20 protein-coding genes and 1 other RNA gene are annotated in these 26,011 nt (G+C 44.8%); 5 read left to right on the top strand and 16 right to left on the bottom strand.

Going from position 1 to position 26,011, the window contains the following annotated elements; genetic code table 11:
• Nucleotides 1-183 precede the first annotated feature (183 nt).
• The 4 genes from TY87_RS20250 to TY87_RS20235 all read right to left on the bottom strand — a co-directional run bounded on the left by TY87_RS20250 (nt 184) and on the right by TY87_RS20235 (nt 5,427).
• The gene (locus TY87_RS20250) at nt 184-1,401 is read right to left on the bottom strand and encodes a metallochaperone AztD (RefSeq protein ID WP_100188443.1); all 1,218 of its coding nucleotides are present in this window, start codon (nt 1,399-1,401) and stop codon (nt 184-186) included.
• Nucleotides 1,402-1,649: 248 nt separating this feature from the next.
• Nucleotides 1,650-2,282, bottom strand: coding sequence for an ATP-binding cassette domain-containing protein (locus TY87_RS20245; RefSeq protein ID WP_100188442.1), 633 nt, complete (start codon nt 2,280-2,282; stop codon nt 1,650-1,652).
• The gene (locus TY87_RS20240; RefSeq protein ID WP_100188441.1) at nt 2,276-4,018 is read right to left on the bottom strand and encodes an ABC transporter permease; all 1,743 of its coding nucleotides are present in this window, start codon (nt 4,016-4,018) and stop codon (nt 2,276-2,278) included. Before TY87_RS20240 ends, TY87_RS20245 begins: the two co-directional genes overlap by 7 nt.
• Nucleotides 4,019-4,197: 179 nt before the next feature.
• Entirely contained in the window at nt 4,198-5,427 is a 1,230-nt protein-coding gene (locus tag TY87_RS20235; RefSeq protein WP_100188440.1) for an ABC transporter substrate-binding protein, read from the bottom strand.
• Between the two features lie 176 nt (nt 5,428-5,603).
• Here TY87_RS20235 and TY87_RS20230 point away from each other — a divergent pair, with 176 nt between their 5' ends.
• The 3 genes from TY87_RS20230 (at nt 5,604) to TY87_RS20220 (ending at nt 10,092) form a co-directional block, all read left to right on the top strand.
• Nucleotides 5,604-6,746: a succinylglutamate desuccinylase/aspartoacylase family protein gene (locus TY87_RS20230; protein ID WP_100188446.1), complete on the top strand. Its 1,143-nt coding sequence runs from the start codon at nt 5,604-5,606 to the stop codon at nt 6,744-6,746.
• 72 nt (nt 6,747-6,818) lie between these two features.
• On the top strand, nt 6,819-9,125 hold the full coding sequence (locus TY87_RS20225) for an ATP-dependent helicase (protein ID WP_232617192.1): 2,307 nt from the start codon (nt 6,819-6,821) through the stop codon (nt 9,123-9,125).
• Between the two features lie 10 nt (nt 9,126-9,135).
• The gene (locus TY87_RS20220) at nt 9,136-10,092 is read left to right on the top strand and encodes an isopenicillin N synthase family dioxygenase (protein ID WP_100188439.1); all 957 of its coding nucleotides are present in this window, start codon (nt 9,136-9,138) and stop codon (nt 10,090-10,092) included.
• A gap of 98 nt (nt 10,093-10,190) precedes the next feature.
• Here the strand turns inward: TY87_RS20220 and TY87_RS20215 are convergent, their stop codons facing one another.
• The 5 genes from TY87_RS20215 to TY87_RS20195 form a co-directional block, all read right to left on the bottom strand.
• Nucleotides 10,191-10,949 (bottom strand): SDR family NAD(P)-dependent oxidoreductase, encoded by a 759-nt coding sequence (locus TY87_RS20215; protein ID WP_100188438.1) that lies wholly within the window; start codon nt 10,947-10,949, stop codon nt 10,191-10,193.
• 150 nt (nt 10,950-11,099) lie between these two features.
• The gene (locus TY87_RS20210; protein ID WP_072839818.1) at nt 11,100-11,885 is read right to left on the bottom strand and encodes a class II glutamine amidotransferase; all 786 of its coding nucleotides are present in this window, start codon (nt 11,883-11,885) and stop codon (nt 11,100-11,102) included.
• Nucleotides 11,886-11,958: 73 nt separating this feature from the next.
• Nucleotides 11,959-13,626 carry a methyl-accepting chemotaxis protein gene (locus TY87_RS20205; RefSeq protein WP_100188437.1) on the bottom strand — a complete coding sequence of 556 codons (1,668 nt, stop codon included), beginning with the start codon at nt 13,624-13,626 and terminating at the stop codon, nt 11,959-11,961.
• A gap of 320 nt (nt 13,627-13,946) precedes the next feature.
• A complete protein-coding gene (gene hisI / locus TY87_RS20200) occupies nt 13,947-14,360 on the bottom strand; it encodes a phosphoribosyl-AMP cyclohydrolase (protein ID WP_100188436.1) in 414 nt (137 codons plus the stop codon).
• A complete protein-coding gene (locus TY87_RS20195) occupies nt 14,357-15,238 on the bottom strand; it encodes a 6-carboxytetrahydropterin synthase (protein ID WP_100188435.1) in 882 nt (293 codons plus the stop codon). The genes hisI and TY87_RS20195 overlap by 4 nt, the downstream gene beginning before the upstream one ends.
• A 221-nt stretch (nt 15,239-15,459) precedes the next feature.
• Here TY87_RS20195 and ffs point away from each other — a divergent pair.
• Nucleotides 15,460-15,556: signal recognition particle sRNA small type (ffs, locus tag TY87_RS20190), an RNA gene on the top strand.
• A gap of 137 nt (nt 15,557-15,693) precedes the next feature.
• On the top strand, nt 15,694-15,975 hold the full coding sequence (locus TY87_RS23020) for a TnsA endonuclease N-terminal domain-containing protein (protein WP_100188434.1): 282 nt from the start codon (nt 15,694-15,696) through the stop codon (nt 15,973-15,975).
• Between the two features lie 98 nt (nt 15,976-16,073).
• Here TY87_RS23020 and TY87_RS20180 read toward each other — a convergent pair whose 3' ends face one another.
• The 7 genes from TY87_RS20180 to sbnB are packed head-to-tail and all read right to left on the bottom strand — an operon-like array spanning nt 16,074 to nt 26,007.
• On the bottom strand, nt 16,074-16,562 hold the full coding sequence (locus TY87_RS20180; RefSeq protein WP_100188433.1) for a ParB N-terminal domain-containing protein: 489 nt from the start codon (nt 16,560-16,562) through the stop codon (nt 16,074-16,076).
• Between the two features lie 2 nt (nt 16,563-16,564).
• Nucleotides 16,565-17,785: a type III PLP-dependent enzyme gene (locus TY87_RS20175; protein WP_100188432.1), complete on the bottom strand. Its 1,221-nt coding sequence runs from the start codon at nt 17,783-17,785 to the stop codon at nt 16,565-16,567.
• Nucleotides 17,782-18,549 (bottom strand): HpcH/HpaI aldolase family protein, encoded by a 768-nt coding sequence (locus TY87_RS20170; RefSeq protein WP_100188431.1) that lies wholly within the window; start codon nt 18,547-18,549, stop codon nt 17,782-17,784. Before TY87_RS20170 ends, TY87_RS20175 begins: the two co-directional genes overlap by 4 nt.
• Nucleotide 18,550: 1 nt before the next feature.
• Complete coding sequence (locus TY87_RS20165; RefSeq protein ID WP_100188430.1) at nt 18,551-22,069, bottom strand: IucA/IucC family protein; 3,519 nt, start codon at nt 22,067-22,069, stop codon at nt 18,551-18,553.
• A complete protein-coding gene (locus tag TY87_RS20160) occupies nt 22,066-23,274 on the bottom strand; it encodes an MFS transporter (protein WP_100188429.1) in 1,209 nt (402 codons plus the stop codon). The genes TY87_RS20165 and TY87_RS20160 overlap by 4 nt, the downstream gene beginning before the upstream one ends.
• Complete coding sequence (locus tag TY87_RS20155; protein ID WP_100188428.1) at nt 23,264-24,982, bottom strand: IucA/IucC family protein; 1,719 nt, start codon at nt 24,980-24,982, stop codon at nt 23,264-23,266. The genes TY87_RS20160 and TY87_RS20155 overlap by 11 nt, the downstream gene beginning before the upstream one ends.
• An 11-nt stretch (nt 24,983-24,993) precedes the next feature.
• Nucleotides 24,994-26,007 (bottom strand): 2,3-diaminopropionate biosynthesis protein SbnB, encoded by a 1,014-nt coding sequence (gene sbnB / locus TY87_RS20150; protein ID WP_100188427.1) that lies wholly within the window; start codon nt 26,005-26,007, stop codon nt 24,994-24,996.
• Nucleotides 26,008-26,011: the final 4 nt, after the last annotated feature.

Raw genomic sequence — 26,011 nt, 5'->3', positions numbered from 1 at the left:
CATTTTTGAGTTCAGGCATAGTGGTTTCCTTGCTTGCTTGGTTATTAGTGGTCTGAACGAATTGAAATTATAGCTGCTTTAAAAACTGCAATATTGTTGGTCAACTTAAAGCAACAAAACCACTTTATATTGCATAAAGTGGTTTTGAATTAGAATTTACGAAATCTAAAGGCTAGGGTTGAGTTAGTGGCTAATACCACTACCGCCAGCCACGGCAATATTATAAGGGATACCTTCAATGTTAATGGTCTTCGACTCAGAGAAGTCCTTTGCATTAATGAGGCGTATCAGGCCAGCATTTGGGTCAGTGATAACAATATTATCACCAGCCATGGCTAAGCGAGGTCTTGGATCATTCCAGTCCCCGTCCATACTGTATGGCGCTGTTACACGAGTGCTTTTTTCGATTTCACCACTCAATAAGTTAATACGGTGGATTTGACCATTTTCAGTTAGAACGTAGGCATTCTGAAGCCTAACTGGATCTAAAATGAAGTCCACACGGCGGAAGGGCAACTCCACAAGCTGCATGTAAGGTGCTTCTGTTGGATCTATGATGGCTAAGCTTTTTTTGCCATAGTTGCCAAGGAATATCTGAAAGGATTTAGAGCCTAATAAAGTGCCTGTTGTTTCCCCTTTTGGAAAGTCTGCAGGGTAAGGAAGCATTTTGTATTCTGTACCGTTTTTACCTGCTTTTGCGGCTAAGACTCCTTCTTTGCAACCGACAGTTAGATAAGCGCCAGAAAAAGCTTCTCCATGTAATCCTGTGCAAGTTTGCAAATCACCTGCTGGTGTTCCGTCTGTCTTAATTGCTTGTAAACCAATTCGTGGCGGAGCATGACCTTCTTCAGCTTCGTTAGATGCGATACTAGAAAGCCAGTTATCTTCCCAAGGTGTCACAAAGCCATGATGTGCATGATTTTGTTGGACTCGCGTTACTTCAATATGTCCCTCCGTCAGTTCATGACCATCTAAAACATCAGCGTACCCACCTTTATCAAAGTTGATGGACACTAGATCATCGTGCTCAACTAGATGGAATGGACGAGGGCCCTGAAGTACTTTTTTTAGAGCGACAGGATCATTGATTTCTATATCAGTATGGGCACCGTGATCATGGAAGTGAAAGCCGGATTGAATAAAGTTCACCTGATCATTATCAGACTGAACCGCAACGATTAGGTCATTGTTGGAAACAGAGTAAAGTTTGCTTTGTCCTGCAGTATTAAAGGTCCAACGCTTATCTGGATTATCTAAGTCCAAAGCAGTGACTTGTGGTGTAGCGTGATCACCAATAAATACACGATAACGAGTCATGCTGTCATCGTGGTTTTCACTTGCAATCGCAATAGTACTAATGCTCAGTGCGAGAAGGCTAACACTGCTAAGGCGTTTGATCATTCAGTTTTCTCCTTGGAAATTATAATTTTTACTCAATGCGGGGTTCGTTGTTTGCACAGGTAATGTCAATCTAGGTTAACGACAAAAGAAATGTTATATCATAACATTAATGTGCGCAATAAGTGCTTATGCCGAGTTTATAAACTTTAACAGGGGGAACTTTGTAAAATTACGTGTTGTTAGACAGACTTAACGCCTGAACGCGAGCCAACGCATTACGAACCTTTTATATGAAATTAAAAGGTTATTTACTCACGTCCCAACTCCAAACATTCCCCTTCCATTGCCTTAGCATCCTCAGGATCATGTGTAACAAGCAGGGCAGGTATGTTCGCTTGGCGTATTTCGTTTAGTACAAAGGCTCGTACGTCGCGTCTTAATGCTGGGTCTAGTTTGCTGAAGGGTTCGTCGAGCAGTAGGTAGTCGGGTTGGGAAAGTAGGGTGCGGAGCAGGGCGACGCGGGCTTGTTGGCCACCCGAGAGTTCTTTCGGTAAAGCGCTGGCTTTATCGGGAATGCCGAGTTTTTCCAAGGCATTTTGTGCCATGGTGATGCGTTCTGCTTTGTTGATGTCGGCAGGAATGGCAAACAATAGGTTTTCGATGATGCTCATGTGTGGGAACAACAAGGGCATTTGTTGTAATAAGCCGACTTTTCGATCTTGCGTAGATTTTGTCTGCAAAGCTTCGTCGTTTAAAAAGGCTTCGCCAGTGGTGGTTAAGTTAGATGATAAAGAGCCGCTCAAAAAATGCAGTAGGCTGGATTTACCAATGCCACTCGGCCCCATGATAGACAAGATTTGTCCGTCGGCGATCTCAAAGCTTAAATCTTTGATAAGTGTCTTATCGCCCAAAGACAAAGAAAACGCATTTACAGTCAGCACATTTTGTCCTTTTCTATTAATCCAGTGTTTAAGGCTTTCTTGAATTTAAGTCGCCATTTTGTCCAGCGTGGTGGAATGAATTGCGCGAGCCAAAATACCATGATGGGAAAGAAGGCTTGCAACATCGCCATGCTGCCCACTTGTTTTCTGTCGCCCGATGCAGCTTGGGCAACGGCTTCGGTAGTTAAAGTGCTGTAACGGCCTTCACCCGCGATAAGAGTTGGTAAATATTGGGCGATACTGACGGAAAAACCAATGGCAAAAGCGGTGAATATCGCTGGTTTTAGCATGGCGATTTTAACTAAGACATAATTGCGCCAAGGGCGATGACTGAGTCGATTGGCTTGCAGCAAGTATTCTTCTTCGTAGGCCAAGTAGGGGCCTTTTAGTGTTAAGTAAACATAAGGCAAAACATACATTAGATGCAGAGCAATAATCGCGCATAGATCGCCATTAAGGTTCAGATAAATCAGCAGCACATGCAAACCAAACAAAAAACCAATTTGCGGCAATAGAATCGGCACGTAAATCAGCCAATCGAATAAATGTGACTTGCTGATGTTGGTTGATCTCGCCATGTCGTGACGTTTGGTTTCCAACATCACCAGGCTAATCACGCAAGCCATGAGTGTGGTAATCAGCGCAATGGTCAGTGTGTTCGCGGTGAGTTCAATCAGCAGCGGCGTGGCGCGGTCGATATTGTCCCACGTCCATTGGCTTGGTAATGCATCGGGAAAACGCCAGCGTCTGGCAAGCGACCAAATCGGTAGCAAAGCCAGAGCCAAAAAGGCATTCAGTAAGGCGAGCAAACCTAAAACAACACCCAATCGGAGCAAGCTGTCGGTTAATCCAAAACGCTTGCCATTGCTGCGCTCTGCTCGGGTTAGCTTGCTAAACAACAAATGCGCCACTTCCCAGCCTGCTAAGACAACAACAATTACCAACATAAGGGAAATTGCGCCAGCGCTTGCCATTAAGCGCATGGATAAATCGGGATCATTAAACCAGCGTAATAAAGTCACCGCCAGTGTTGACGGTGTGTTGGGGCCGATCACCAAGGCCAAATCCACCACAGTTAAACTAAAGGCGACAACGATAAAAATGGGCAAACGAATAATCGGATACAGCTGAGGAATTAATACTTTGCGCCACAAGGTAAAGCGGCTGTAACCGAGGGCTTGGCCGACTTGCAGGCTTTCTCGAGCCTTGATGCTTTTCATGGTGGCGAGCATGACAAACAATAGATAAGGCATTTCTTTTATCACAAGGGCGAGAATCAGTGAAATGCCAAAAGGGTCTTGCACAGTTATCCAATTGGGCGGTCGATCAAATCCTGTTAGCCATGGGCTGAACAAGCGAACTAACCAACCGGACGGACTTAATAAAAACAACAAGCCGATAGCAATCGCCGCATGGGGAATCGCTAGAATCGGCGATAACGCCGCTTCAACTTTACTGAAAAACGGACGTTGATAACCCCAAGCCAATAGCGACAGAGCGAACCAGAGAGCGAGTAAGGGGGCGACTATGCCAGTTATTAGAGTCAGTTTTAAACTGGCGTAAAATTCTCCTTGGGCAAATAAATCGCGCCAAGGCACTAAGGAAATACTATATTCGCCAAGGGGCGGGAAATACGCAAACGCAGGAAGCAAGGTGCCGACCAAGCCAATGACAATAGGAAAGATCAGTAATAGGGTGATAATCCCCGTGATCCATTTAGCGTGTTTTAACGGCATCTTGCTTCTTATTCAGCTCATTATAGAAATTTTCACGACGTCAATGCGGAACTTAGCACTACGTCACGAGCGATGCCAAGACGAGGCAAAAATAGATGAAAAGGCGGAGTTTATAAGTTATAAATGAGCACTTTGAGTCTATTTTTAACAAAGTATTGCCAAGCGCAGTAGTCGTGTGATTATTGTGCGTAACGCTTGCGCCACTCACTTTCCAACGCTCCCACCCAGCTACTGTGTGGTTCTGGTAACGTTTGACCCAGTTCTTCAATGCTCAATGTGGCGATACCACGTGGTAAGGCGTCGAACTTGGCTTGCTCTGCAGCAGCTAGTTTTGAGTAAGATAAAACACTTAAATCACCCCAAATAGTTGGCGTTTGTTTTTTGATTTGCGCTTCTGGTGACAACATAAAGTTTGCCACGACTTGTGCACCCGCTTTAGCACCACTGTTATAAGGAATCGCTAGAAAGTGTGTATTACCAATGGTGCCCCCAGTGAAGACGTAAGAGCGAACTGTATCGGGCAGGTTGCCTTTGTCGATTTGTACCGAAGCGGAGGAAATATCAAAGCTCAAGGCTATGTCGATCTCTTGGTCATCAAGCAAACGTACCATTTCTTCTGAGCTGGATGGGAAAGTTTGGCCGTTGCGCCATGCGACTTGGTGAAGTTGATCAAGATACGCCCACAATGGTGCAGTGATCTTGTCGAAATCTACAGTGTCGGCCGGTTGCGACAGCGCTTTGCGGTAAGGCGTTAATTCGTACAAGGCTTGTTTCAAAAAGGTCGAGCCTAGGAACTGTGGTGGCTCAGGATAGGTGATTCGTCCAGGATGCGCTTTGGCGTAGGTGAGTAAATCGGCAATGGATTTTGGCGGATTACTCAAAGTCGCTGTGTCGTGCATGAAGATGACTTGCGCCATGCCCCAAGGAGACTCCATACCATCGACTGGTGTGCCGAAATCTTGGGTTAAGCTTTGACGGGTATTTTCATCTACATAAGTGATGTAGTTAGGTAGAGACTTGCTGAAAGGGCCGAACAGCAGATTGTTGTCTTTCATAGCGCGGAAATTTTCGCCATTCAACCAGATAAGATCGATGGAGCCATTGCTGTTTTTGCCAGCGGCTTTTTCGGCCAATACTCTGTTTACGGCGTCGGACGTGTCGGTTAGTTTCACTTGTTTAAGCGTCACATCGTATTCTGCTTTAATGCGATCTGCCGCCCATTGAATATAATCGTTAATGTTGTCGGCTCCGCCCCAAGCGTTGAAATACACGGTTTGGCCTTTGGCTTGTTGAAGCGTGTTTTGCCAGCTTTGTTGACTTGCGTTGGTTTGAGTTGAAGTGGCTAGTGTAGGCAAGCTTGATAAGGCTAGGGTGGCAGCGATGGAAGCCGCGACAAACGATTTTCTCATTCCTTTCTCCTGATGTTCTTTAGTTGTTTTAATCTTTACGAGTTCTTAGACGTAAATAGATCGTTGTTTCTTACAGCTTTTATTTAAGGAATTGGTTTTTATTAAAAATGGGTTTTAGCGTACCATGTTGCAGGCTCAATTTGGGCGAATGTTTCACGGCTTTTTTGCGAGGTGTTATGTCTTATCAAATCTACTCTCATGTATTACCGAGCGCGACACCGGGCACCCAGCGTATTTTAAAAGCGCATCATTTCGGCGAAGCGGGTGCGCGTCCTAAAGTCTATTTTCAGGCGGGATTGCATGCCGATGAATGGCCAGGTTTTTTGGTGCTTAACACCTTGCTAAGACAGCTAAAAAAAGCCGACGATGCAGGTTTTATTCAAGGTGAAATTGTCATTGTGCCTGTGGCGAACCCGATTGGTTTGGCGCAGAACTTCCACGGTTATATTCCCGGTCGTTTTGCGTTTTCCGATGGCGGCGGTAATTTTAATCGCAACTGGCCACAGTTGGGCGCGAAAGTTGAAAAACGTATCAAGGGTGATGTGACTGGCGACATTGAAAGTAATATTGATTTAGTTCGCCAAGCCATTCACGAAGAATTGGCCTTGTTACCTGAAACCACGGAACTGCAAGGTATGAAGAAAACCTTGTTGGCTTTGTCTATGGATGCGGATGAAATTATCGATCTGCATTGTTCTGGCGAAGCTAGTATGCACGCCTACGTGGCGCAAGAATTTGAAGGCCACTTTAAGCCATTATTGGCGCTATTGGGCGCGAAAGTTGGCTTGTCTGAATTAGAAACTGGCGCTGCTTCGTTTGATGAAACCAATGTCAGCGTGTGGCGTGATTTAAAAGCCCATTATGCCCATTTGATTCCTTGGGGAAGCCGCTCTTTAACGGTAGAATTACGCGGCGAAAATGACATCTCCAATGAGTTTGCCGAGCAAGATGCACAAGCTTTATTTGATTATCTTGTGCTGCGAGAAGTGATTGCTGGTAAGTCACCAGCGATTGATGACAGCGACGTTGAATATTATCCACTGGATGCCATGGATTTAGTAAAAGCGCCGTGTGCTGGCATTGTTTGTTACCACAAAGCCATTGGTGAAGAAGTGGAAGCGGGCGAGGTGATTGGCGAAGTGGTAAACCTGATGGACGATGATGTGGAAACCTCTAGTTATCCTCTGGTGGCGCGAACCAATGGCGTATTTTTCGCCCGCGTACAGCGTCGTTTGGTGGTATGTGGTGAATCCATTGCCAAGATAGCTGGCAGAGAGCATCTCGCATTTCGTGAGATCGGCAAGCTGTTTGAAGACTAGAAAAATTGGCGATTTAAAAGTCGATAATTAGTAATTGAAGATCCAATCGTATAAATACTAGGCAAAATTATTTTGACACAAGTACAGCCCAATACTGAGATGACCACCTCGTTAACCGATGAGCAAACGCTTGTTGTACATCACGATCTCACGTCGCCTGCGAAAGTTATCGCCGTGGCGGGTGCAGGTAAAACCACCACCTTAATTTCTCGCATCGAGCATTTATTGGTTCAGGGTGTGGACCCGTCTCACATTGGCGTATTTATGTTCAACAAAAGCGCGCAGGAAGAATTTTCCGAGCGTTTGAGCAAGCGACTCATGAGTGCTGGGCATTTCCGTTCTCCCAGTGTGATGACTTTTCATGCCTTTGGGATGAAGTTTTGTCGCCGTTTAGAGCAGCAAGGTTGGTTGTCTGCCGCTAAGTTAATTACCGATGATTTTAGCTTGGTGAAGATGTTACGCGAGGCTTTACAGCGTCTGGTTCGTAATGGTGAGAAAATCGCTATTTTGGATGAGAAAGATTGGCTGGAAGACGTGCTGTTATTTGTCGATCAGGTCAAAGCGTCTGACCAACCAGCACAGATCGTTTTTGAAGCCTTGGGTTGGTCTAACGAACGCAAATTTTTCCCCGCGTTATACGATGAATTAGAAAAGCTTCGCAAACGCAATAACATTCGTTTTTTTGCCGATTTACTCAGCGATCCTTATGAATTAATCAGTGAATTAGACGAAGCTGAACGCGTGAGAGTGCGTGGCTTAGTGCCTGATTTCCGTTATTTGTTAATTGACGAATTTCAAGATATCAACCCTTGCCAATACGAGCTGCTAAAGCTGCTTTATCCTGCGCCTTGCCAATGGATGATTGTGGGTGATGTACAGCAATGTATTTACGAATGGCGCGGTGCCAGTCCAGAGATCATGGCGACGCAATTTGACCAAGATTTTGCTGGTGTAGTCACGTATCCGTTGAGCACCAGTTTTCGTTTTGGTCATGCGGTCGGTTTAATGGCGTCGAGCGTGATCAGTGAAAACGATCCTGATGCCTTGGTGATTGGTGCTGGCGAACGCACCAGAGTGTCTTTTGCTCGCGCACCGAAGACGGGCAAAGCCTTGTTGGGTGAGTTGAAATCTTGGGTAGAAGAAGGCCGTGCATTAAGCGATACCGCAGTGTTGGTGCGTTTGTACAGCGACATGGTGCCAGTGCAGCTAGCCTTGATGCACAAAGGTGTGCCGTATCAATTGCACGGTGATTCGCCGCTATTAGAAAATCGTCAGATTCGCATGCTGATGGCGTATTTGGCGGTGATTGCTGGTGGTTTGGAAACTAGCAGTACGTTTTTCCATCCCGACGATATCGAATACTTGCTGATGATTCCGAGCCTTGGTGCTTCGATGGCTCAGCGTAAAACCTTAATCCAGCAAGCCAAACAATCGCCGCATTTGTTGCCCCAGATTATTGAGTCCGTTGCTGATGCGACGGATGGCTGGCGCGCGAAAAAGCTTTACGAACGTGCTGATTGGTTGCGCAGCTTAAGTATTTATCGCACCGATCCGGCGCAAGGCTTGGCGCATACTTTGGAGAAGTTAGGTATTTATCGCTACTTCGAAAGCACCAGCAGTAAAGATATTCAGACCCAAGAAAAAATCGCTACTTGTGATGCCTTTATGGCCTATGTGCGAGGTGTTGGCGGTGATGCTAAATCGATTTTAGACCAACTCGCCACCTTGAATGAAAAACAAACTGACGATGTTCACGGCGTGCATCTGATGACGATTCACAAGTCGAAAGGCTTAGAGTTCGATCAGGTGTTATTGTCTGGCTTACAAGAAGGGCGCTTTCCTTATTATGATGAGGATCTAAGCGCCATTGATAAGCAAGCTGCCAGTGATTTGGCATCCGAACGCCGTTTGTTTTATGTGGCGATTACCCGCGCGAAACAGAAACTCGTGCTATTGGAAACGCCGAGTGCAGACGAGCATAAACGCATGAAGCAGGGTGATATTCCCCGCGCAGCACTGAAAAGCTTGTCTTTGTCGCGTTTTGTCTTTGAAGCGCAGCCTTATGCAGTGAGTCGTATTTGCGAAGCCTGGTATGTCGAAAATGTTGGCACGCCAATTGATACGGAAAAAGGTTCGGTCTTTCAGCGTTATTTGAACGCGGTCGATCCTTCTCCGTCGCTGACCTTTCGTCATCGGGTTGAAGGTAAAAGTCTCTTACAGCCCGGCGACAAAGTACGCCACGATCAGTTCGGTCAGGGTGTTGTCGTGCGACAAGAACGAGACGAAAAACAAATGATTTTTGTGGATTTTGGCGAAGTGGGTCTAAAACGCTTTAATCCTAAGCACACACAACTTATTAAACTGTCTTCCAGAGCCTAAGGAACGCGTAATGTCCATTCCATTGATTGATTTATCTAAACTGACTCACGAGAGCGAGTCAGTCCGCCAAACTGAAATAAACGCCCTAGACAAGGCGTGCCGAGAGATTGGATTTTTCTACCTAACTAATACAGGTATTCCGAAAGAATTGATGGCCGCGTTGATGCGTGAAGCTAAACGATTCTTTAATCAGCCGCAAGACGTGAAAAATGCGATTGATATCAAAGACAGTATCAATCACCGCGGTTATGGCAATATTGGTGAAGAGCAGCTGGATGAAATTGGTCACGCGGATTGGAAAGAAACCTTTGATATGGCGTTGGATTTTCCAAAGGATCATCCTTTGGTCGCGAAATACCCAACCATGTACGGGCCAAACCAAAATCCAAGTGATCCAGCAACCGTAGAAGTACTGCAAGAATACTATGTACAAGCCTTTCAGGTAGCACAAAAATTGCTGACGGCTATGGCGCAAGCACTGTCTTTGGACAATGATTTCTTTGTACGTTGCTTTAAAGATCACGTTACCGTGTTACGTATGATTCACTATCCGCCGCGTCCAGCTAACGACCATGACAACGGCGCGGGTGCGCACACGGATTACGGCTGTGTCACCTTGTTGTTGCAAGATCAGATTGGTGGTTTGCAAGTGAAAAATCGCAAAGGCGAATGGGTCGATGCAACGCCAATCGATGACGCGTTAGTGGTAAATATTGGTGACTTGATGCAGCGTTGGACCAACGACGAATATGTTTCTACTGCACACCGTGTGCGTGCTTCGTTGCCAGACGTACATCGCTATTCTTTCCCATTCTTTGTGGAGCCAGATTACGAAACCAATGTTGAGTGCGTGCCGAGTTGTGCTACAGCTGACAAACCTGCGAAATACGACGCTATTTTGAGCGGCGACTGGATTCAGTCACGCTTTGATGCGACTTATGCGTATCGAGAAAAAGAGAGCGCATAAGTAATATCGCAATAAAAAACCTCATCTTGATCCAAGGTGAGGTTTTTTATTGCTAAGTAAAAAGCTTTATCGCTAAGTAAAAATCTATCTAGGTCGATTTACTGAGCGAGGTAACCACCGTCTACAGGATAATACGATGCAGTAACAAAAGACGCCGCATCACTGGCTAACCAAGCCACAAGGTGAGCGACTTCTTCTGGTTTGCCAAGGCGCTTAAGTGCGTGTTTTTGAGCAAGCATATCTAGTGTCTCGGCATCTAAATGTTCATCGACCAAAGGCGTATGAATAAAGCCAGGGCCTACGGCATTTACACGAATGTTGTCCTCTGCATGCTCGACTGCAGCGGCTTTGGACATACCAACAACGCCATGTTTTGCGCTGACGTAAGCGGGTGAGCTCGGGAATGCAACTTGGCCAAGGATGGATGCCATGTTGATAATGCTACCAGAACCATTTTTACGCATGGCAGCAATGGCTTCGCGTTGGCAATAAAAAACACCGTTGAAGTTAACATCAATCACTTTTAACCAATCTTCTGTGGTGTAATCGCCAGATTTGCAAGCGGGGCCGCCAATGCCTGCGTTGTTGACCGCTATATCTAGACTACCAAGTTGCTTCACGGTTTCATCCATAGCAGCTTTGACCGATTCAGGATCACTTACATCGACTTTAATGGTGATGCATTTCACATTGTATTTACTGATAGATTGTCTAGCTTTTTCTAATGCTTCTTCATGAAGATCCCAAATGGCGACATCGGCACCTGAATAGGCCAGTAGCTCTACACAGGCTAAACCAATCCCTGATGCGCCGCCTGTTACCATGGCTTTTTTGTTGTCTAATTGGTAGTTGATCATGTTAGCTCCTTTTAATTGAATCAATGCAATTGAATAACTCACCCCTGAAGGGTAACAGTCAAACGATTAAGTTGCATGATGTAGGTCAAAGGAAGTGGGAAGATAAAGTAGCAATAATATAAAAGATAAATTATTTATTAAAAGTGACCGCTAGGCGGTCATTTTTAATAATTCAGACAAAGGTTGGATTTGGTAATTTTGACCTTTGATTCTGGCAATGTGTCCTGCTGGAACTTGAGTCCAGCTGTCGCTGCAATGGTCGAGAGGTTCTGAGCCAATCACAATGTGCTTGGCGAATTGCTTGCAGTATAGGCTTGGCGCCAGTTCATCACTGGAAAAGCGAATCGCGGTTATTTCTTCTCCGTCTGAAAAAACCGCCGTGAAGCGCAATGGATCTTTGATGTTCTTCTGTTTCATCATGTCGAGAATTTGCGATAAAGTTATCTCAATCGCATATTCTGGATTCGTTTCTAAACCATTGGCGATCATCAATAGGAAAATAACTTCTGAATCAGTTGCGCCATGACGGTGGCTATAAAGATGCTCTGGAATCAAGCGATCCAACTGCCAGCGTAAAGACTCATAACCGCCAATTTGTCCGTTGTGCATGAATAACCAATTCTTGTAACTGAATGGGTGGCAGTTCGAACGGTTGGTTTCTGTGCCCGTAGAGGAGCGAACATGGGCGAAGAATAGCCCACTTTTAATGTGTCTCGCTAAACTCTTTAAATTGCTGTCACTCCAAGCTGGCAAGACTTCATGATAAAGTCCAGGTTCTTCGCGTTCATCGTACCAGCCAAGACCAAAACCATCGGCATTCACGGTGACTTCGGATTTTCTGGCGCTTAAGCTTTGATGAATTAAAGAATGCTCTTGTTTAAAAAGCAATGACTCAAGGTAAACAGGATCGCCTTGGTACGCCATCCAACGACACATGATTTTCTCCTAGGAATGAAAATAAAGAGAAGTAACTTCGTTACTTCCCTAGAGATCTTAATTTGCTGTAGCTCTATACTTTGAAGTAGCTGATTTTTGCCGACAATTGTGTGGCTAATGAAGCCAGCTGTCCAGCTGAGTTACTAATAGAATGTATAGATTTAGTGGTGCGTGATGCAATCTCCGTAATATTTTCGACATTGCGGCTTACTTCGGCCGTTACTGATGCTTGCTCTTCTGCTGTCGCTGAAATTCTATCGTTCATGTCACGAATTTTAGATACGGATTGATTAATATGTCGAAGCGAATCTTCCTCGTGTTTAACTTGATTTACGGCATCAGTGGAGCGCTGATGGCTCGATGTCATGGCTTTTACTGCAGAGCTTGTACCACTTTGTAATAGAGCGATCATTTTCTCAATTTCTTGTGTGGCATTTTGCGTGTTCTGTGCAAGATGGCGCACTTCATCAGCTACCACAGCAAAGCCTCGACCTTGCTCACCAGCTCGCGCAGCTTCAATCGCAGCGTTGAGAGCGAGTAGGTTGGTTTGTTCTGCAATACCTAGAATGACGTTAAGGATATTACTGATTTCTTTAGTATTGGATTGTAATTCATTAATAGTATGTGCAGAACTGGCTATTTCAGTCGCTAATTCTTGAATGCTATCAATTGTTCTAGTGACAATTGCGGTGCCTTCATTGGCTGCTGTTTCGGCATCATGCGCTGCTTGGCTTGCGTCTGTTGTGGATTCAGAAACATGCACTGCCGTGGCTTGAATTTCTTGTATCGCTTGAGATATGAAGTTGGTTTCTTGTTGTTGGCGATCGACCATTTCAGAGGATTCGTCGGTAATACGGTTAAGGTCATTAGCAGCATTGGTCAACATGGAGCTGGACTCAGCCACATCATGCAAAATGCTACTAAGCTGAATGACTAGTTTGTCCATTGCTGTTTCCAGCATGCCGATTTCGTCTTTGCGTGTGCTGGCAATTTTAGATTGAACCAAATCACCTGAGGCAATTTCTTCTGCGCGTCGAACAGCTTTAATAAGCGGTCTACAAATGCCGTTAACAATGATGATACTGACAGTGATACCAATCACAATAAGTACTGCGGCAAATAAACCACTAGCATAAATGGTTTGATCAAGTTTGCTGTTTTGGTTGTCTGCAACGGCACTACTGTATTCATTAATGGAGGTTATAATTTCCTCCATTTGCTTGTTCACCGTAATCAAGCTTTCGTCAGCAGCACGTCGAGATTTATTCGCTTTCATGGTATTTAGCTTGACCCACCAGCTGTAAGTTTCTGTGCTGGCTTCTAAGAAGATAGCTTGTTGCTCTTCTAGTGCTTTAATCTGTTCTAGTAAGCCGTCTAATCCATCGTGTACTGGCATGGTTGCAAGAATGCTTTTTACATTTTCGATACTGGTTACCAACTCACCAGTGTAAGTTTTGAATTTTTCGGCTGATTCTGCAATTTGCTCAGTGCCATACCCACCAATTGTTTTAGCAATAGATACTTGGAAGTAACCGCGTTCAAATTCAACAGATTGTTGTAGTAAAAGCTGACGACTTTTTTCTAAGTTCTTAACTAGTTGGAGGCTTTGTGAGGATAGGCTTTGTAATTCTGAAGACACGGATTTACTGGTAAGTGCAGAACTAACGCTCATACCAACAATAACCAGCGAAAAGAGTGCAATAAGTGAGAGTATTTTAGTGCGTACGGACAGATTTAACATAGTTAACCCAATGAATTAAGAGTGTTGGTCGATATCTCTTATCCAGCAATACTTATGCCAATCAAGTTTCATTCCCTCGCACGAAGAGAGTTGACTTGTTATCCTTCCTGAACTTGTACTTTATTTGATCTAAAGTTTGGCAAAATATTTGCTAGCTTCGAGAGTGAATAAAAAATTTGCTTTTTTACCGTTCGGATTCAATTGCATAATTCTTGTGGAATGTGCAAAAAAAACTGACAAGACCTAAGGTAACTCGAAAGGGAGAGAGAAGCATAGTGGTTTTTTGCCAAAATGCTCCATTTTTGTGCGTTTTTTGTAACTTACTTGGTTGTAGATGGTGCAGAGCTGATAACAACGTCGTTTCCGTCAACCGTAAAAAAGAAGCAGTCGCGTCGATTGGTATGGCAAGCAGGGCCTTGTTGATTCACTTTGACCAGAATCGCGTCGCCATCACAGTCGAATGACATAGATACCAATGTTTGGCGGTGACCAGAACTTTCGCCTTTACGCCAGTAGGTTTGGCGTGAGCGAGACCAATAACATACTTGACCTGTTTCTAGGGTTTCACGAATGGATTGCTCATTCATATACGCCAACATTAATACTTCACCAGTATCATGTTGCTGCGCGATGGCCGCGACCAAGCCATGCTCGTCTGTTTTTAAATTTGCTAATACTGTGTCTAGAGATAGCTTTTCGCCTTTGGCGAGATTTTCGTATTCTTTTAAGCTCATATTCTTGCCTTTATTTTTTCTGAGATTGCGCCCTTACCAATGCCTTCAAAGCCGTGCGCTTCAATATGCGTTCCTAGGTTTTCTTCCGCCAGTACCTCAGCGATATGCGCTGAAAGGGACTCAACCGTAGTGTCACAATCCAGCATGTAGACTTGATTGCTGTCGATTTTTAGTTCAAACAAACCTTGCTGGCTGGTGTAGCTAAAGCAGTGATAATTTACACCGTTTTCAGTCACTTGGCTTATCAAGTCTTCTTGGGTACCTAAATAGATGTCTTCCCAACGCTTTGCCCAATCGTATTCCATCGCAGCATTTCGTGCGCCATCGGTGTAAATCTCAACCGTAGAGCGATGACCATGAGCAATCCGTTGGCAATTCCCTGAGTGTTTTTTCAAACCATGGCTGTATTGATATTGTGCGCCAGTAATTTGCTCTGGTGAAAAACGCACGCTAACGGCTTCTAATTCCGCTGGCAGCAGATTAAGAATTTGCGACTCAACCCATTTAGCGACCGCTTCTGGTGTCACTTCTGTCATTGGCAATACGCAAATCGCTTGAGTCGGCGCGTCGCACTGAAATACACGTTTGTCGTCAGCTGTGGCTTTACTGTGATCAAAGTGAAAAGACACGCGATCATCAGCTAATGGAGTCATAGTTGATCCGCTGTGCTCAGCAGGAATCGCCAGCATGTGATCAATGTTGTCATCCAGCCATTTCTTGATTTGTTTTTTAACGATACTGAAATCACAAATCATGCTTTCATCGTTTAACTTGCCGGTCAGCACAATGTCTGTCTGCCAGCTTTCACCCAACAAACCACGCTTAGCATCAAAGTAGGAAAAATCCACGTGGGTCAGGTTTTTTACAAATAGCTTCAACTCGCTACTCCTATGATTCTTAATGGCGCGTATCTTACCGTAAATAGAAGCAGCGTTATAGCTTGATACTAAGAAGCAAAAAAGTAGAGGAGAAGTTGAAAAGGGCAGTGATAAGCGCCAATTTATAAGTATTTGAAAATACATAAGAAAGGCGGTTGATATTTCGATTTGGCTGCGTATAATTGCGCCCCAAGGTCAACAAGCCTCCTTTATGGTGTCTCTGCTGGTCCCCTCGCAACGATAAACCGTTAATCTGGTCAGGTCCGGAAGGAAGCAGCCACAGCGGTGGACTTGTGTGCCGAGGTGCGGCTGGTAGAGATGCCACCTTAATCTCCCCAAAATATTGATTGAACCATAAGCTGACAAATTGGAAGCATAAGCTGTCAAATTTGCACTATATGATGTCATAGTCTACTTTTAAGTTGTTATTTAGTTACAACTTAAAAGTATGGGTTATGTACAATCGCAACCTTCGCAAACCAAGCTCAAATAAAAACATCTACAAATTCGTTAGTAGAAAAAATCGTTCAACTATTATGTGTGAGAGCGGTTTAGAGTTTGACGCTTGTTTTCATCTTGAATTTTCTCCTTCTATTGCTTCATTTGAATCCCAGCCCACCGGCATAGAGTATCAAGCAGATAATAAAGTTTGCCGTTATACACCGGACTTCAAGATCGTGAAGGATACAGGTGAGGTTGAATACATTGAGATAAAACCTATGAATAAGAGTCATTAATAAATTTCATAAATAAGTAAAGTGCTGGGAGCTACTTGAAAAAATACCTTAATCCAAGCGCTCCCTAGTAAATTTTGAAACTTGCCAGGGTTTAGTTTTCACTTCAGAAGTTCAAGAGAAATATTACATGTAGGCAATGGGCTTTTGAAAATATGCTTGGTGCTTTTTGGGGGGAAAAATTTTCTATTTTTTGCGAAATCCTTAATTACTTTAGGTGTGACCAGCATTGATGAATGGGTACTGATCAACTCAACTTCACTGTAATCTAGCAAGATGCAAGGAATACGTTTTAGGTTTAGTCTTTGAGCTGCTGCTCTTCGGTGATGGCCGTCCATAATCGCAAAACTGTCTCTATCTATCGTTACTGGTACCCGCCATAGCTTTTCCATTTCTATTTTATTGGCCAGCCAGTCTACACGATAATCATAAACTTCCTCGTTAGGTAGTATTAGATTTAAATCAACAAAAGTAACAGGTTTTGCACCCAGCATGGTCGACGTTCGCTCGGAAATGTCTGATAAAAAACTCTTATCCAGCATTGTTAATGTGTCGTGGAAAATGTCTGAGAATTGTTTTGCGTGCAACATTGTTAATACTCCTTAGGAAATGTTAATTGATTATTTTGAATATAAATCCGTTCTGGGTGCGGATGGCTTAAAAAATCATGATGAGATATGTGCCAACCGTAGGCGCCAGCATGCTCAAATAGGACTAGATCACCAACCCTTACTTGCTCAACATGAACTTGTTTGCCTAATACATCTTTTGGAGTACATAACTCTCCACATAATGTGATGTTTTCTTGATTGAAACCTGGGCGAGAGCAGGGCCAGTTCCATTGCTCTTTCGGCACAATTTTGAAGGGGTGATTATGCTGCCAAGAAGAAGGTAGTCTAAAATGATGGCTGCCCCCCCTAAGAATGGCAAAGTTCTCGCCATGATTAGTTTTAAGATCAGTCACCTCGGCGACATAACAACCAATGGGGGCTGTAACGAATCGCCCACACTCCATCGCCAGCTTGAACTCGATGCCAGATTGCTCAAAAATCAGCGTTAGTCCATCGCAGTAGAGCTCCCAATCAAACTGAGAGCCATGAGGTTCATAATTAAATCCAATTCCACCACCGACATTAATAAGTTCTATTTCGAAGCCAAATGCTCGCTGCCACATTTGAGCGAGCTCAATGTAGTTTTGAATCAGGAGAAGATGGCTTTTAGCATCTAAGTTGTTGGATAGGGCATGGAAGTGAAAGCCGACACAGCTGATGTTCGAATAATTCCCTAGAGACTTAAGAATACTTTCGATCTGATGTTGGTCAACTCCGAACTGGGTCGGTTTGCCAGCCATCTGTAACGTCGCATTTGGCAAGCTGAAATAAGGGTTTATGCGAAGCAAAACCTTTACAGGTTTTCCAGCGTCTTTTGCCAGTGTATTTAAGCGGATGAGTTGAAGCTCACTTTCAATGTGATAGAGCTCCACGTTTGACTCTAGCGCTCCCTGTAACTCAACTGAAGTTTTTCCTGGTCCACCGAATGCAATCGGCTTATCAGGTGTTGCCTGTCTGACCTTATTTATCTCCCCTAAGGAAGCTACTTCAAAACCATAGACATAGGGCGCTAAGGTTCTAAGTACGGGCTTGTCAGAGTTGGCTTTGATCGCATAGTAGAAATTTACCTGTTCAGGCAATTCTCGCGTAATCCATTGAATTCGCTCTGATAAGTAGTCTAAATCGTAATAGTAAGCACATATCGGCTCATTCTGATCATCAATGTACTGTTTCAGGGGCGTTAGAGAAAATGGGGTTGTCATACTATCTCCTTATGGGCCAAAAGGTGAGCTTGATGCGCGCGTCGCATAATGCCTCTGTCATCACCAATGACGAATAGTGAAACCGATTGTTTACGCCAGCGTTGCATATCGTCGATATGACGGGGCAAAGCGCAAAAGGCTTTACCAGCAGAGTGAGCCGCTGCACAAATCTGCTCAAGAGCCTGTTGAACTTTAACGTGGCTTGTCTGCCACGATAAGCCCATGGATTGAGATAGATCGGCAGCCCCTTCGAGAATTACGTCTATACCATCGACCTTTGCAATGGACTCCACATTGCTAAGTCCTTCCAAGCTTTCGATCATGACGACAACTAGAGTGTTTTCCATAGCTTTGTGGATGGCATCATTTAAGCCATCCATGCCATAGCGGCTGGTCCGAGTAGAATTGAGTCCTCTATGTCCTAGTGGGGCATAGTGGCATAACCCAACGGCATTTCGAGCCTGATTAGTGTGGTCAACTCTGGCAAATACCATACCCGCCACCCCTGCATCTAATAAAGGTACGACTAAGTGGGAGGTGTTAGGTGGAACTCGTACCAGTACTTCTAGCTGGCTAGCTCGGGCAGCCAGTACCATTGTTTCAATCTGCTCGCAGCTGATGAGCGTATGCTCCAAGTCAATTATTACAAAGTCATATCCAGCGGCAGCCATCTGCTCAAGAGCAACTGCAGATGGAATGGAGCAAAACACACCGAAGCATTCTTCCCTATTTAGAATTCGAGATTTGAGTGATGTCTTGAGCATTTTAGCGCGCTCCACTCAATGGGTTAGCCACTGACATCACACGTAGCCTAATTTCCGGCAGAAAGCGGCGGCTCGCTAGCTGTTCAACATCAATTTGAGCTGCAAAGAAGTCAAACAGCTTGAAGCGGTCGGCAATATTAGGATTGTTAGACTGGTACTGCTCGATCACAGTTCGTGTCAGCTGCCAAAATTTCTCCTCATCGAAGCCGTAATGTAGATGAATGAACCAAGAAAGCTCAGCCAAGTTAACGAAGCATAGGGCGTCTTGGGTGAAATCCCGTAACTCACTAGCACTATTTGTTTCTAAAAACGAGTTGGGGTTTACTGCTGCATGCGCGGTTGGAGCATCAGTGAGCTCTGGCAGGGTAACGGAATTCCCCATAAGCTCCCGGCTATAGCGGACACCGTCATGGAAATCTTTTAGCGCAACCTTGATTGGCATGCCATCTTGGTGGATTAAAAGCATATTTTGAGCATGAGATTCTAGGGCTGTCCCGTACTGCCATAGTAAATGCATTACCGGTAAGTAGACTCGTTCAATGAGCTTTTGAATCCAGTTTTCTATTCCGTGCTGATTGATCCATGGATCGATTACGGGTCGTTTATCTAAATCAAGTTGCATGAGTATTGTCACAGGGCACGCTGATTGGTCCTCTTTTAGGTACGGATAGACACTTTCACGCCAGATGCATGCCAGTGCGCCATATTGAGCAGGGATTTGAAGAGAGGGGGAAACCGACAGGCCGGCGATTTCACGTAAGATAATAGGTTTGTGCGCTTCGGGTAGAACTACATCATCTTGTACCAACTGCCATAGCCAGTCGCTTATCGGAGCTGCATTTTGCACAGTATGTGGCGCGAGAACGCGTGATGTTGAAGTATTTATAAGACTCATCGCCAATTTAACTGATGGTGCCCATAGGTTACTTACATTGGATAAAGTTCGAATCGACTGTTGTGGTAAATAATCAGGCCCCTTTACATTAAGCTTAATCATTTGGGCTTTTACGATCTGGTCTTGGTAAAAAACGCGGATGACTTTTTCCCATTGCCATGGATGAACAGGAAGCAAGGCCACTTTATGGAATGTTTTACCCGCTTCGGCAATCTGTGTCTTAAATGACTTAATTTCTGAGCTGGAAAACTGCTGACGATAAATAGTTTCCCAATTGTATGACTCACTGGTTTTTGTCTGAATCAGTGATTGGTCAACTGCGATCCAGACAACCGGATACCCTGATGAAAGTTCAGGTCCAAAGCGTTCATTCTCTATTAAGTCAAAGCCGATCCGAGATTTAAAACTTGGATGATACAAATGGCCGTTATTGGCGCGTGCTTCTTGCTCAAAATAAGTCATCTCTCGTAAAGGGATAGCAGGAAGAGATTGCAATGCCTGAGCGTGCTTTACTAGGGTTTGAATAAGCTCTTGCTGAAATTGGGTCCAGTGTTCTGGCTCCACCTCAATTACTTGAGCAAGATCTAGCATAACTTGATTAAGAGAAGGGGCATTAGATTGATCTGATTCCTGTCTTCTCAGCGTTCCAGGTTGTAAGCGGATTCGACCAAAGCTGAAGCTAATACGAGCGTTACACTGGTAGCTTAATTCCTTAGTGACAGGAATATGTAGGCTATCGTTTACCTGTTGGTAGGAGAGGGCACGTTCAAATAGCAATGCCTCAAACAGCTGATCAATGACTCTTTGTTCTGCTTGCTGATACGGTACAGTCATCTCTGTTTTATTTAGTGGAGTAAGACCGCAGTAGTGATAGCGACAAAGTGGGTTCAAGATTCCAACCCATACAGGTTTTTCACCGCTCTTCTGGAAGGTACTGAGCATGTTGGCTTTCGCTGGCAACTCGCGTGTCTGCAGAAGTTGCTGCACATAGCTTTTCCCTTGTTCAGACTTATTGGCATCGAACAGGGTTTGTCCTGTTATGCGCCATAAGTCGTCTTCGGTTGTCGGACAAAACCTAGCAATCGCACCGATTAGATGAGCAAGATGATTTACTACCAGATAGTATTTAAAACGGAACCAAGCTTCGTCAGTAGAATACCAAACGGAGCTATCATGTTTGACTTCAGGACAACGCGTTCCTAACACAGAGTCTTTGACGACGCTGACACCTTCCATGTCACGTACTACCAGTTGGATGGGGATACCATTCTCAAATCTCATCAAACTATTTTGAAGATGAGCTTCAAGACTGATCCCCGTTTTAGCAAAGAGCTCCAGCGCAGGCAGGAGTGATACCTTGATATACTGCGCCCACCAATCGCAGATAAAGTCTTTTGTCACGGATGTATTTGCAACCTGAGCAGCCTGATTAATGTAATGCAGCAAAGGCAATTCACCTGTTTCAAGATTTTCTTCAACAAGACTGCCCAAAATCCGTGTTTTTGCCAGAGCGCTAGCTTCCAAGCCCGCTCGATAAACGATGCCAAATGATGCCTCTAACTCAGGAATCTTAAGTGTCTGAGCGGCCAATTCTGGTAATAAACGAAGGTTTTCCTGAGATTCATCAGGGCCGATTTTGTTGAGTAATCGACTGGCATCAATAGCCCTAATTATCTGCTCAGTTGGATTGTTGCGGATAAAGTTGGTGATTCGAACATCTAGGGACAGTTTTAGAAACAGTCCGGTTTCGGGCATCCATACAGTGCGTACGGATGACGTAGGCCAAACCACTTGGCCTATTGGTCCAAGTGAAATAATAGCTTGACCGTCAAGCTTCCTACGAATCTCGTCGTTATCCAACAGGAAGTTTGCCTGCCAAGGGTGGCAGGGCAGAAGTTCATATTGATTAGATTTCGTCCCCAATAGTTGCTCTGCTTCATATTGTGCCTTTGGATCAATTAACTTGGATACGTCATGACCACTGGCATATGTCTGAAGTAATTCTGGCGCTACGGCGAAGTAGTGTAGTTTGAATGACGCCCCTAATTCAGGGCTATAACGTCGAATATCGTCTTCGCTAAAACCGATGTTGGCTTTTGATGTGACATGAAATGGATGGCCTAGCAGCATACCTTGTTCAGAGGTGATGAAATCTTTGACGAGATGTAACGAATCTATTGGGCCACTTCGTTCATTCATGAAGAAACGGGATCGCTCTACGCTATTGCACATGTGTTCATAGAGTGTGGCTGCGGCCTCATGTTGTGCATCAAGTGGCTCCGCTTCAAAAGCCAACTGCTGACTAATCAATTTCAGCAACGGCTGTATCTCGGTTAAACGCTCTACATGGAATCCTTTTGCAGACTCTAGTACGAACTGCTCACCATACTGGTGGTAGCCAGTTAGGGATAAATGTATGATGCTGCCGTATAAGATGGTATCCGATGAAGTAAAAGGATAAGCAAAGCAAATCGAAGCTTCTGTAGGATCCAGCATGTCGAAAAGTGGATTGTTGGTATGTGGAATCTCAAGCTTACTTATCTCCACACCAGTCTCACGAAAATAGGTATTGAGATATTGTTCGTAAAGCTTGTTTAGCCAACGTGAGTTTTGGGTTGACGTCATAGTCTGATTGCCTTTTGGTTGGTGGTGTTTTTGTTAGGAATGAGAAAGAGTGCAGCCGCAGCAAAAAAAGCAGCACTGATGGCTATGGCCCCCGAAGCTTGAAAAAACGAATAGCCTCCCGCTGCGGCTAGTGGACCAATTAACTGCCCGAGAACCAGTGCGCTTTTAGCGGTGCCTATTGCTTGTCCTTGCTGACTTGAGCCTGCTTGTTTGCCAATGCTGTACATGACCGCGGGGATCAATGCGGCAAAAAAGAATCCTTGAATGATTCGTAGTAGTGCGATAAGCCATAGGCTATTTACCCAGAGCAGCGCCAGAACCGTTGCGCCACATCCCGCAGCTGCGGTGATAAAGCTTCCGACAGCATCACCTTGATCATTGCGTTTTCCCCAGTAGGCTCCGGCTACAAAAGTGGCTGCCCAAGCGATAGCGTGCAGAACTCCTGTCGCGGTTGCGGGGGGAGCTAAGGTTTGCTCAAGGTCATTGATATAAAGGGCAAAGCAGGTCACTAGTGCAAAGGCTCCGCCTTGGGCGAAGGCGCCAGCACCAAGCCAAGAGAGTGTTGGCCAATTTAAATACCATCCCTTAGCGAGAGCGGTGCCGCTTTGCTCTATGAGTGAAGAGGAGGAAGCCCCTTGAAGTAATAACGTTGCGGTAATTAGAGCGATACATGTCATACCCGCTGTTAAATTCAATAGGAGTTTCATTCCCCATTGGTCCATAAACAGCCCTCCAACAAGGGGACCGCTTAGGCAGGCTGCGGCAATTGCGCTCTGGAGTTTTGCTAATGTGACCCCTCTGGATATACCATCGACAGGAGAGGCTGACTCCACGATATGACTGGTGTATGCCGTTATTGCAACGGATACGCCACATAAACCAAGCAATATTCGGGAAAAAAGAAATAGCGCGATCGTTTCGGAAATAGACATCAGAACCAGTGAAAGACAGAAGCCTGAAAGTGCTATCGTTAAGAGGTTCTTGTATCCCCAGCGATCTGCTAGTCGTCCAATAAATGGCGCGGTTAGCATACTGCCTACTGCTGGGGCGGCTAACGCGATGCTTGCCCAAATTGCCAAGTTGCCTGCATGTGCCGTCAGCTTTTCCAAGTACAATGGCATGACGGGAATCAGAACCATCAAGCCAAACGTGGCTAGAAACTGACAGCACAGAAGAAGATGAAGAGCTCTGGCATTAGCTTTCATTGGAAAATGTACTTTCGGATAGTTCGGTTACTTCAACATAGTGTAATGGATTAAGGATCTCTCCCATTGCACTAGGCATTCCTGAAGTGGCCTGCTGTTGATGTAATAGTGGGGTAAGCAGTTGTTTGAATGGCCAAACCTTTGAGTCAAGTAAGGTTTCACAAAGGGTAGCGGCTAATTGCATATCACGTAGGCTATTCGCAAAGTCTTCAAGACAAATCCGGATCCAACGCCAAAAGTCAGCTTCATTGTGATCGCAGTGTCGAAGTGCTGCTAAAGCGATAGGATATAAGTTCACTTGTATACCGAGCGTTACGAAGTACCCTAAAAGCTGCTGATCGGACTCTAGTACTAGCGAGTTTGACGTCGACCAGTCGATCTTGTAGTCAGGTATAGGCAAGCCGCTTTTCTTGAGACGATCTGTGCAGATTCTAAGGGTGTCGTGGTCTCGGAGAATAAAGCCGCTTAGTTCGCCATCTTGATACTGTGCGATAACGTTTTGTCCATGGCATTCAGGCATTACCCCGTAGCTCCATAATGTCAGGAATGTATCAATAAATAGTGACGACAATTTTTTAACGGCTTGCCAGGGATCAGTCTGTTCGCCCAACAGTTTCTGAAATACAGAAATTTGTGAGAAGGCCAGCGACGATAAAGTGATTTGCTGGCTTGACTGGTCATTTGCCTGGGTGGGTAAATAGCGCAGTTGGCAGCCGAATAATCCTTTGTTTTTAATTAGATCTTGACCAGATACTTCATGGGTGTCTTTGACTACCCACCAACGATTTTCATCGCACAGGGTTAATACCTCTGCGAGATCGGGTTGCTGGACTAAAATCATTTCTAGCAACCGGCAGGCTTCATCACCATTGATCAAGTAGCGAGGTGGCATTGATCGGACAGCACCCAATGTTCGAGCATTAGTGGAGAGCTTTAAGTGGAGATTTCTGTCTTGTAAGCTGATGAGTGTGCGTAACGAAGATGTAGGCACACCAGCTAGAGACGTGAATGAAAGATTAATGCCTTCAACACCACTGTCATCAGATAAAAGCTCACGATGCTGGGTAGGTAACATCGGCAGAGTGATATAATTTGGAGCTAACTTCGCCATTTTGTTTTTAAGCTGGGCGAGTTCCTTGTCTTTAAGGAGAAGGTCAGCAGGCTGTGAAGCTTGCTTAGTTATTAGTTGACTAGGATGGAAAGCCCACCAATGTAGGTTGAATGAAGTTGAAACTAACGAAGCTAGTGCACCCTTTGCATGTGCAAAAGGATGGAATGGGCGATCCGCAGCTAAAGCTATCCTTTCGCTGGTAATCAAAGTGTCACGTCCCTGATCCTCAAGGGATTGCAGCAGTGTTGGTAGAGAGTCGATCAAATCGAAACTCTCATGCCACCATTGAATGACTTCAGCATGGTTCGACTTTGGCCACCATGATGCTTGAACCAAGTAAAGGATGACTTGCCTAAGGTCTATCAATTTACGGGAATGGTTAGCTTTATCGGACAGGTGAACTATGTTGTCCAGCACTCGATATGGCCTTAGTCCTTGCTGTCGATCACAGGTTAGTTCTAGTGAGATTGAATCGTTCAGTGCAATAGACATTAAGGGCTCAGAAAATCTTAGTTGACTATGAAAATCGTTGAAATTTTCCATATAGAGAGCATCAATCAGTTTTTGAAGTTGATCGGCGTAAAGCTGGTGCAACATAGTTATTTCTCCTAGAACAGCGCTAATTCAGTACCGGCATTCTTGCTCTCAGCAGCTTGGTAAAACCAGCGAGCGCAAACGATGTCGTCGATCGCCATCCCCATCGGGTTGAGGAGGATTATTTCATCGTCAGTTTCGCGGCCCCTGATGTTACCTAAGATGATTTCACCTAGCTCAGCATGTAGTTGTTCTCGGCTAAATAACCCATCTTCAACTAGCAGATTGATCACTTTTTTTTCTCGATTCGATTGGTCCCAATCGTCGACCACTACTTTGTCAGCTTTCAGAAAGACATCACGCTCAATATCCATGATCGAGATGTTGGAAACGAAACAACCTTTCTTAAGCCACTCGAATGGGATGTATGGTTTTTCTGAGACAGTACATGTCACCAATACATCGGCCTGCTCAATGGCAGACTGTGCCGATTCGTGGATTGAAAACTTGGTAGCTGGGAAGTCTGTAGCGAACTGGGAAATTAACTTGTCTGCAGCGGACATATTTACATCAAAAAGATGTATCGTTTTGATTTGAGAGAACTGCTCAAGAAGGGTTTTAACTTGCATCTGTCCAATAGGGCCACAGCCAATGATTGAGATATCAGCGAAGTTTTTCTTGGCGAGATATTTTGTTGCTACCCCAGTGATTGCCGCTGTACGCATGGAACTGATTAAGCTTGCTTCCATTACTGCTACTGGATAATTGGTTTGAGCATCATTCAGAATGATAAGAGCGCTGGCACGAGGAAGGTTGAATTTAGTAGGATTGTGTTGACGCGATCCGATCCATTTAATACCTGCAATAGGATTATCGCCACCTAGATAGCAAGGCATTGCAATAATGCGATCGGCAATATGATCAGCGCTTTGCCAACGTAGATAAGGCTTAAGCGGTTGAACGAAATTTCCATCCGCATGCAGTTTCAATCCTTCTTCGATCGCTTCAATAAAAGCATTACTATGATTGGCGCCTAGTTCTCGAAGGTCTGACTGACTAAGATAACGAAGTGTAGCTGCTTGAGTCATGATG

The organism is Marinomonas sp. BSi20584 (assembly GCF_002792415.1).
Lineage (GTDB): Bacteria > Pseudomonadota > Gammaproteobacteria > Pseudomonadales > Marinomonadaceae > Marinomonas > Marinomonas polaris.
The sequence above is the reverse complement of the archived record's forward strand: the minus strand, read 5'-3'. Positions and strand labels throughout refer to the sequence as shown.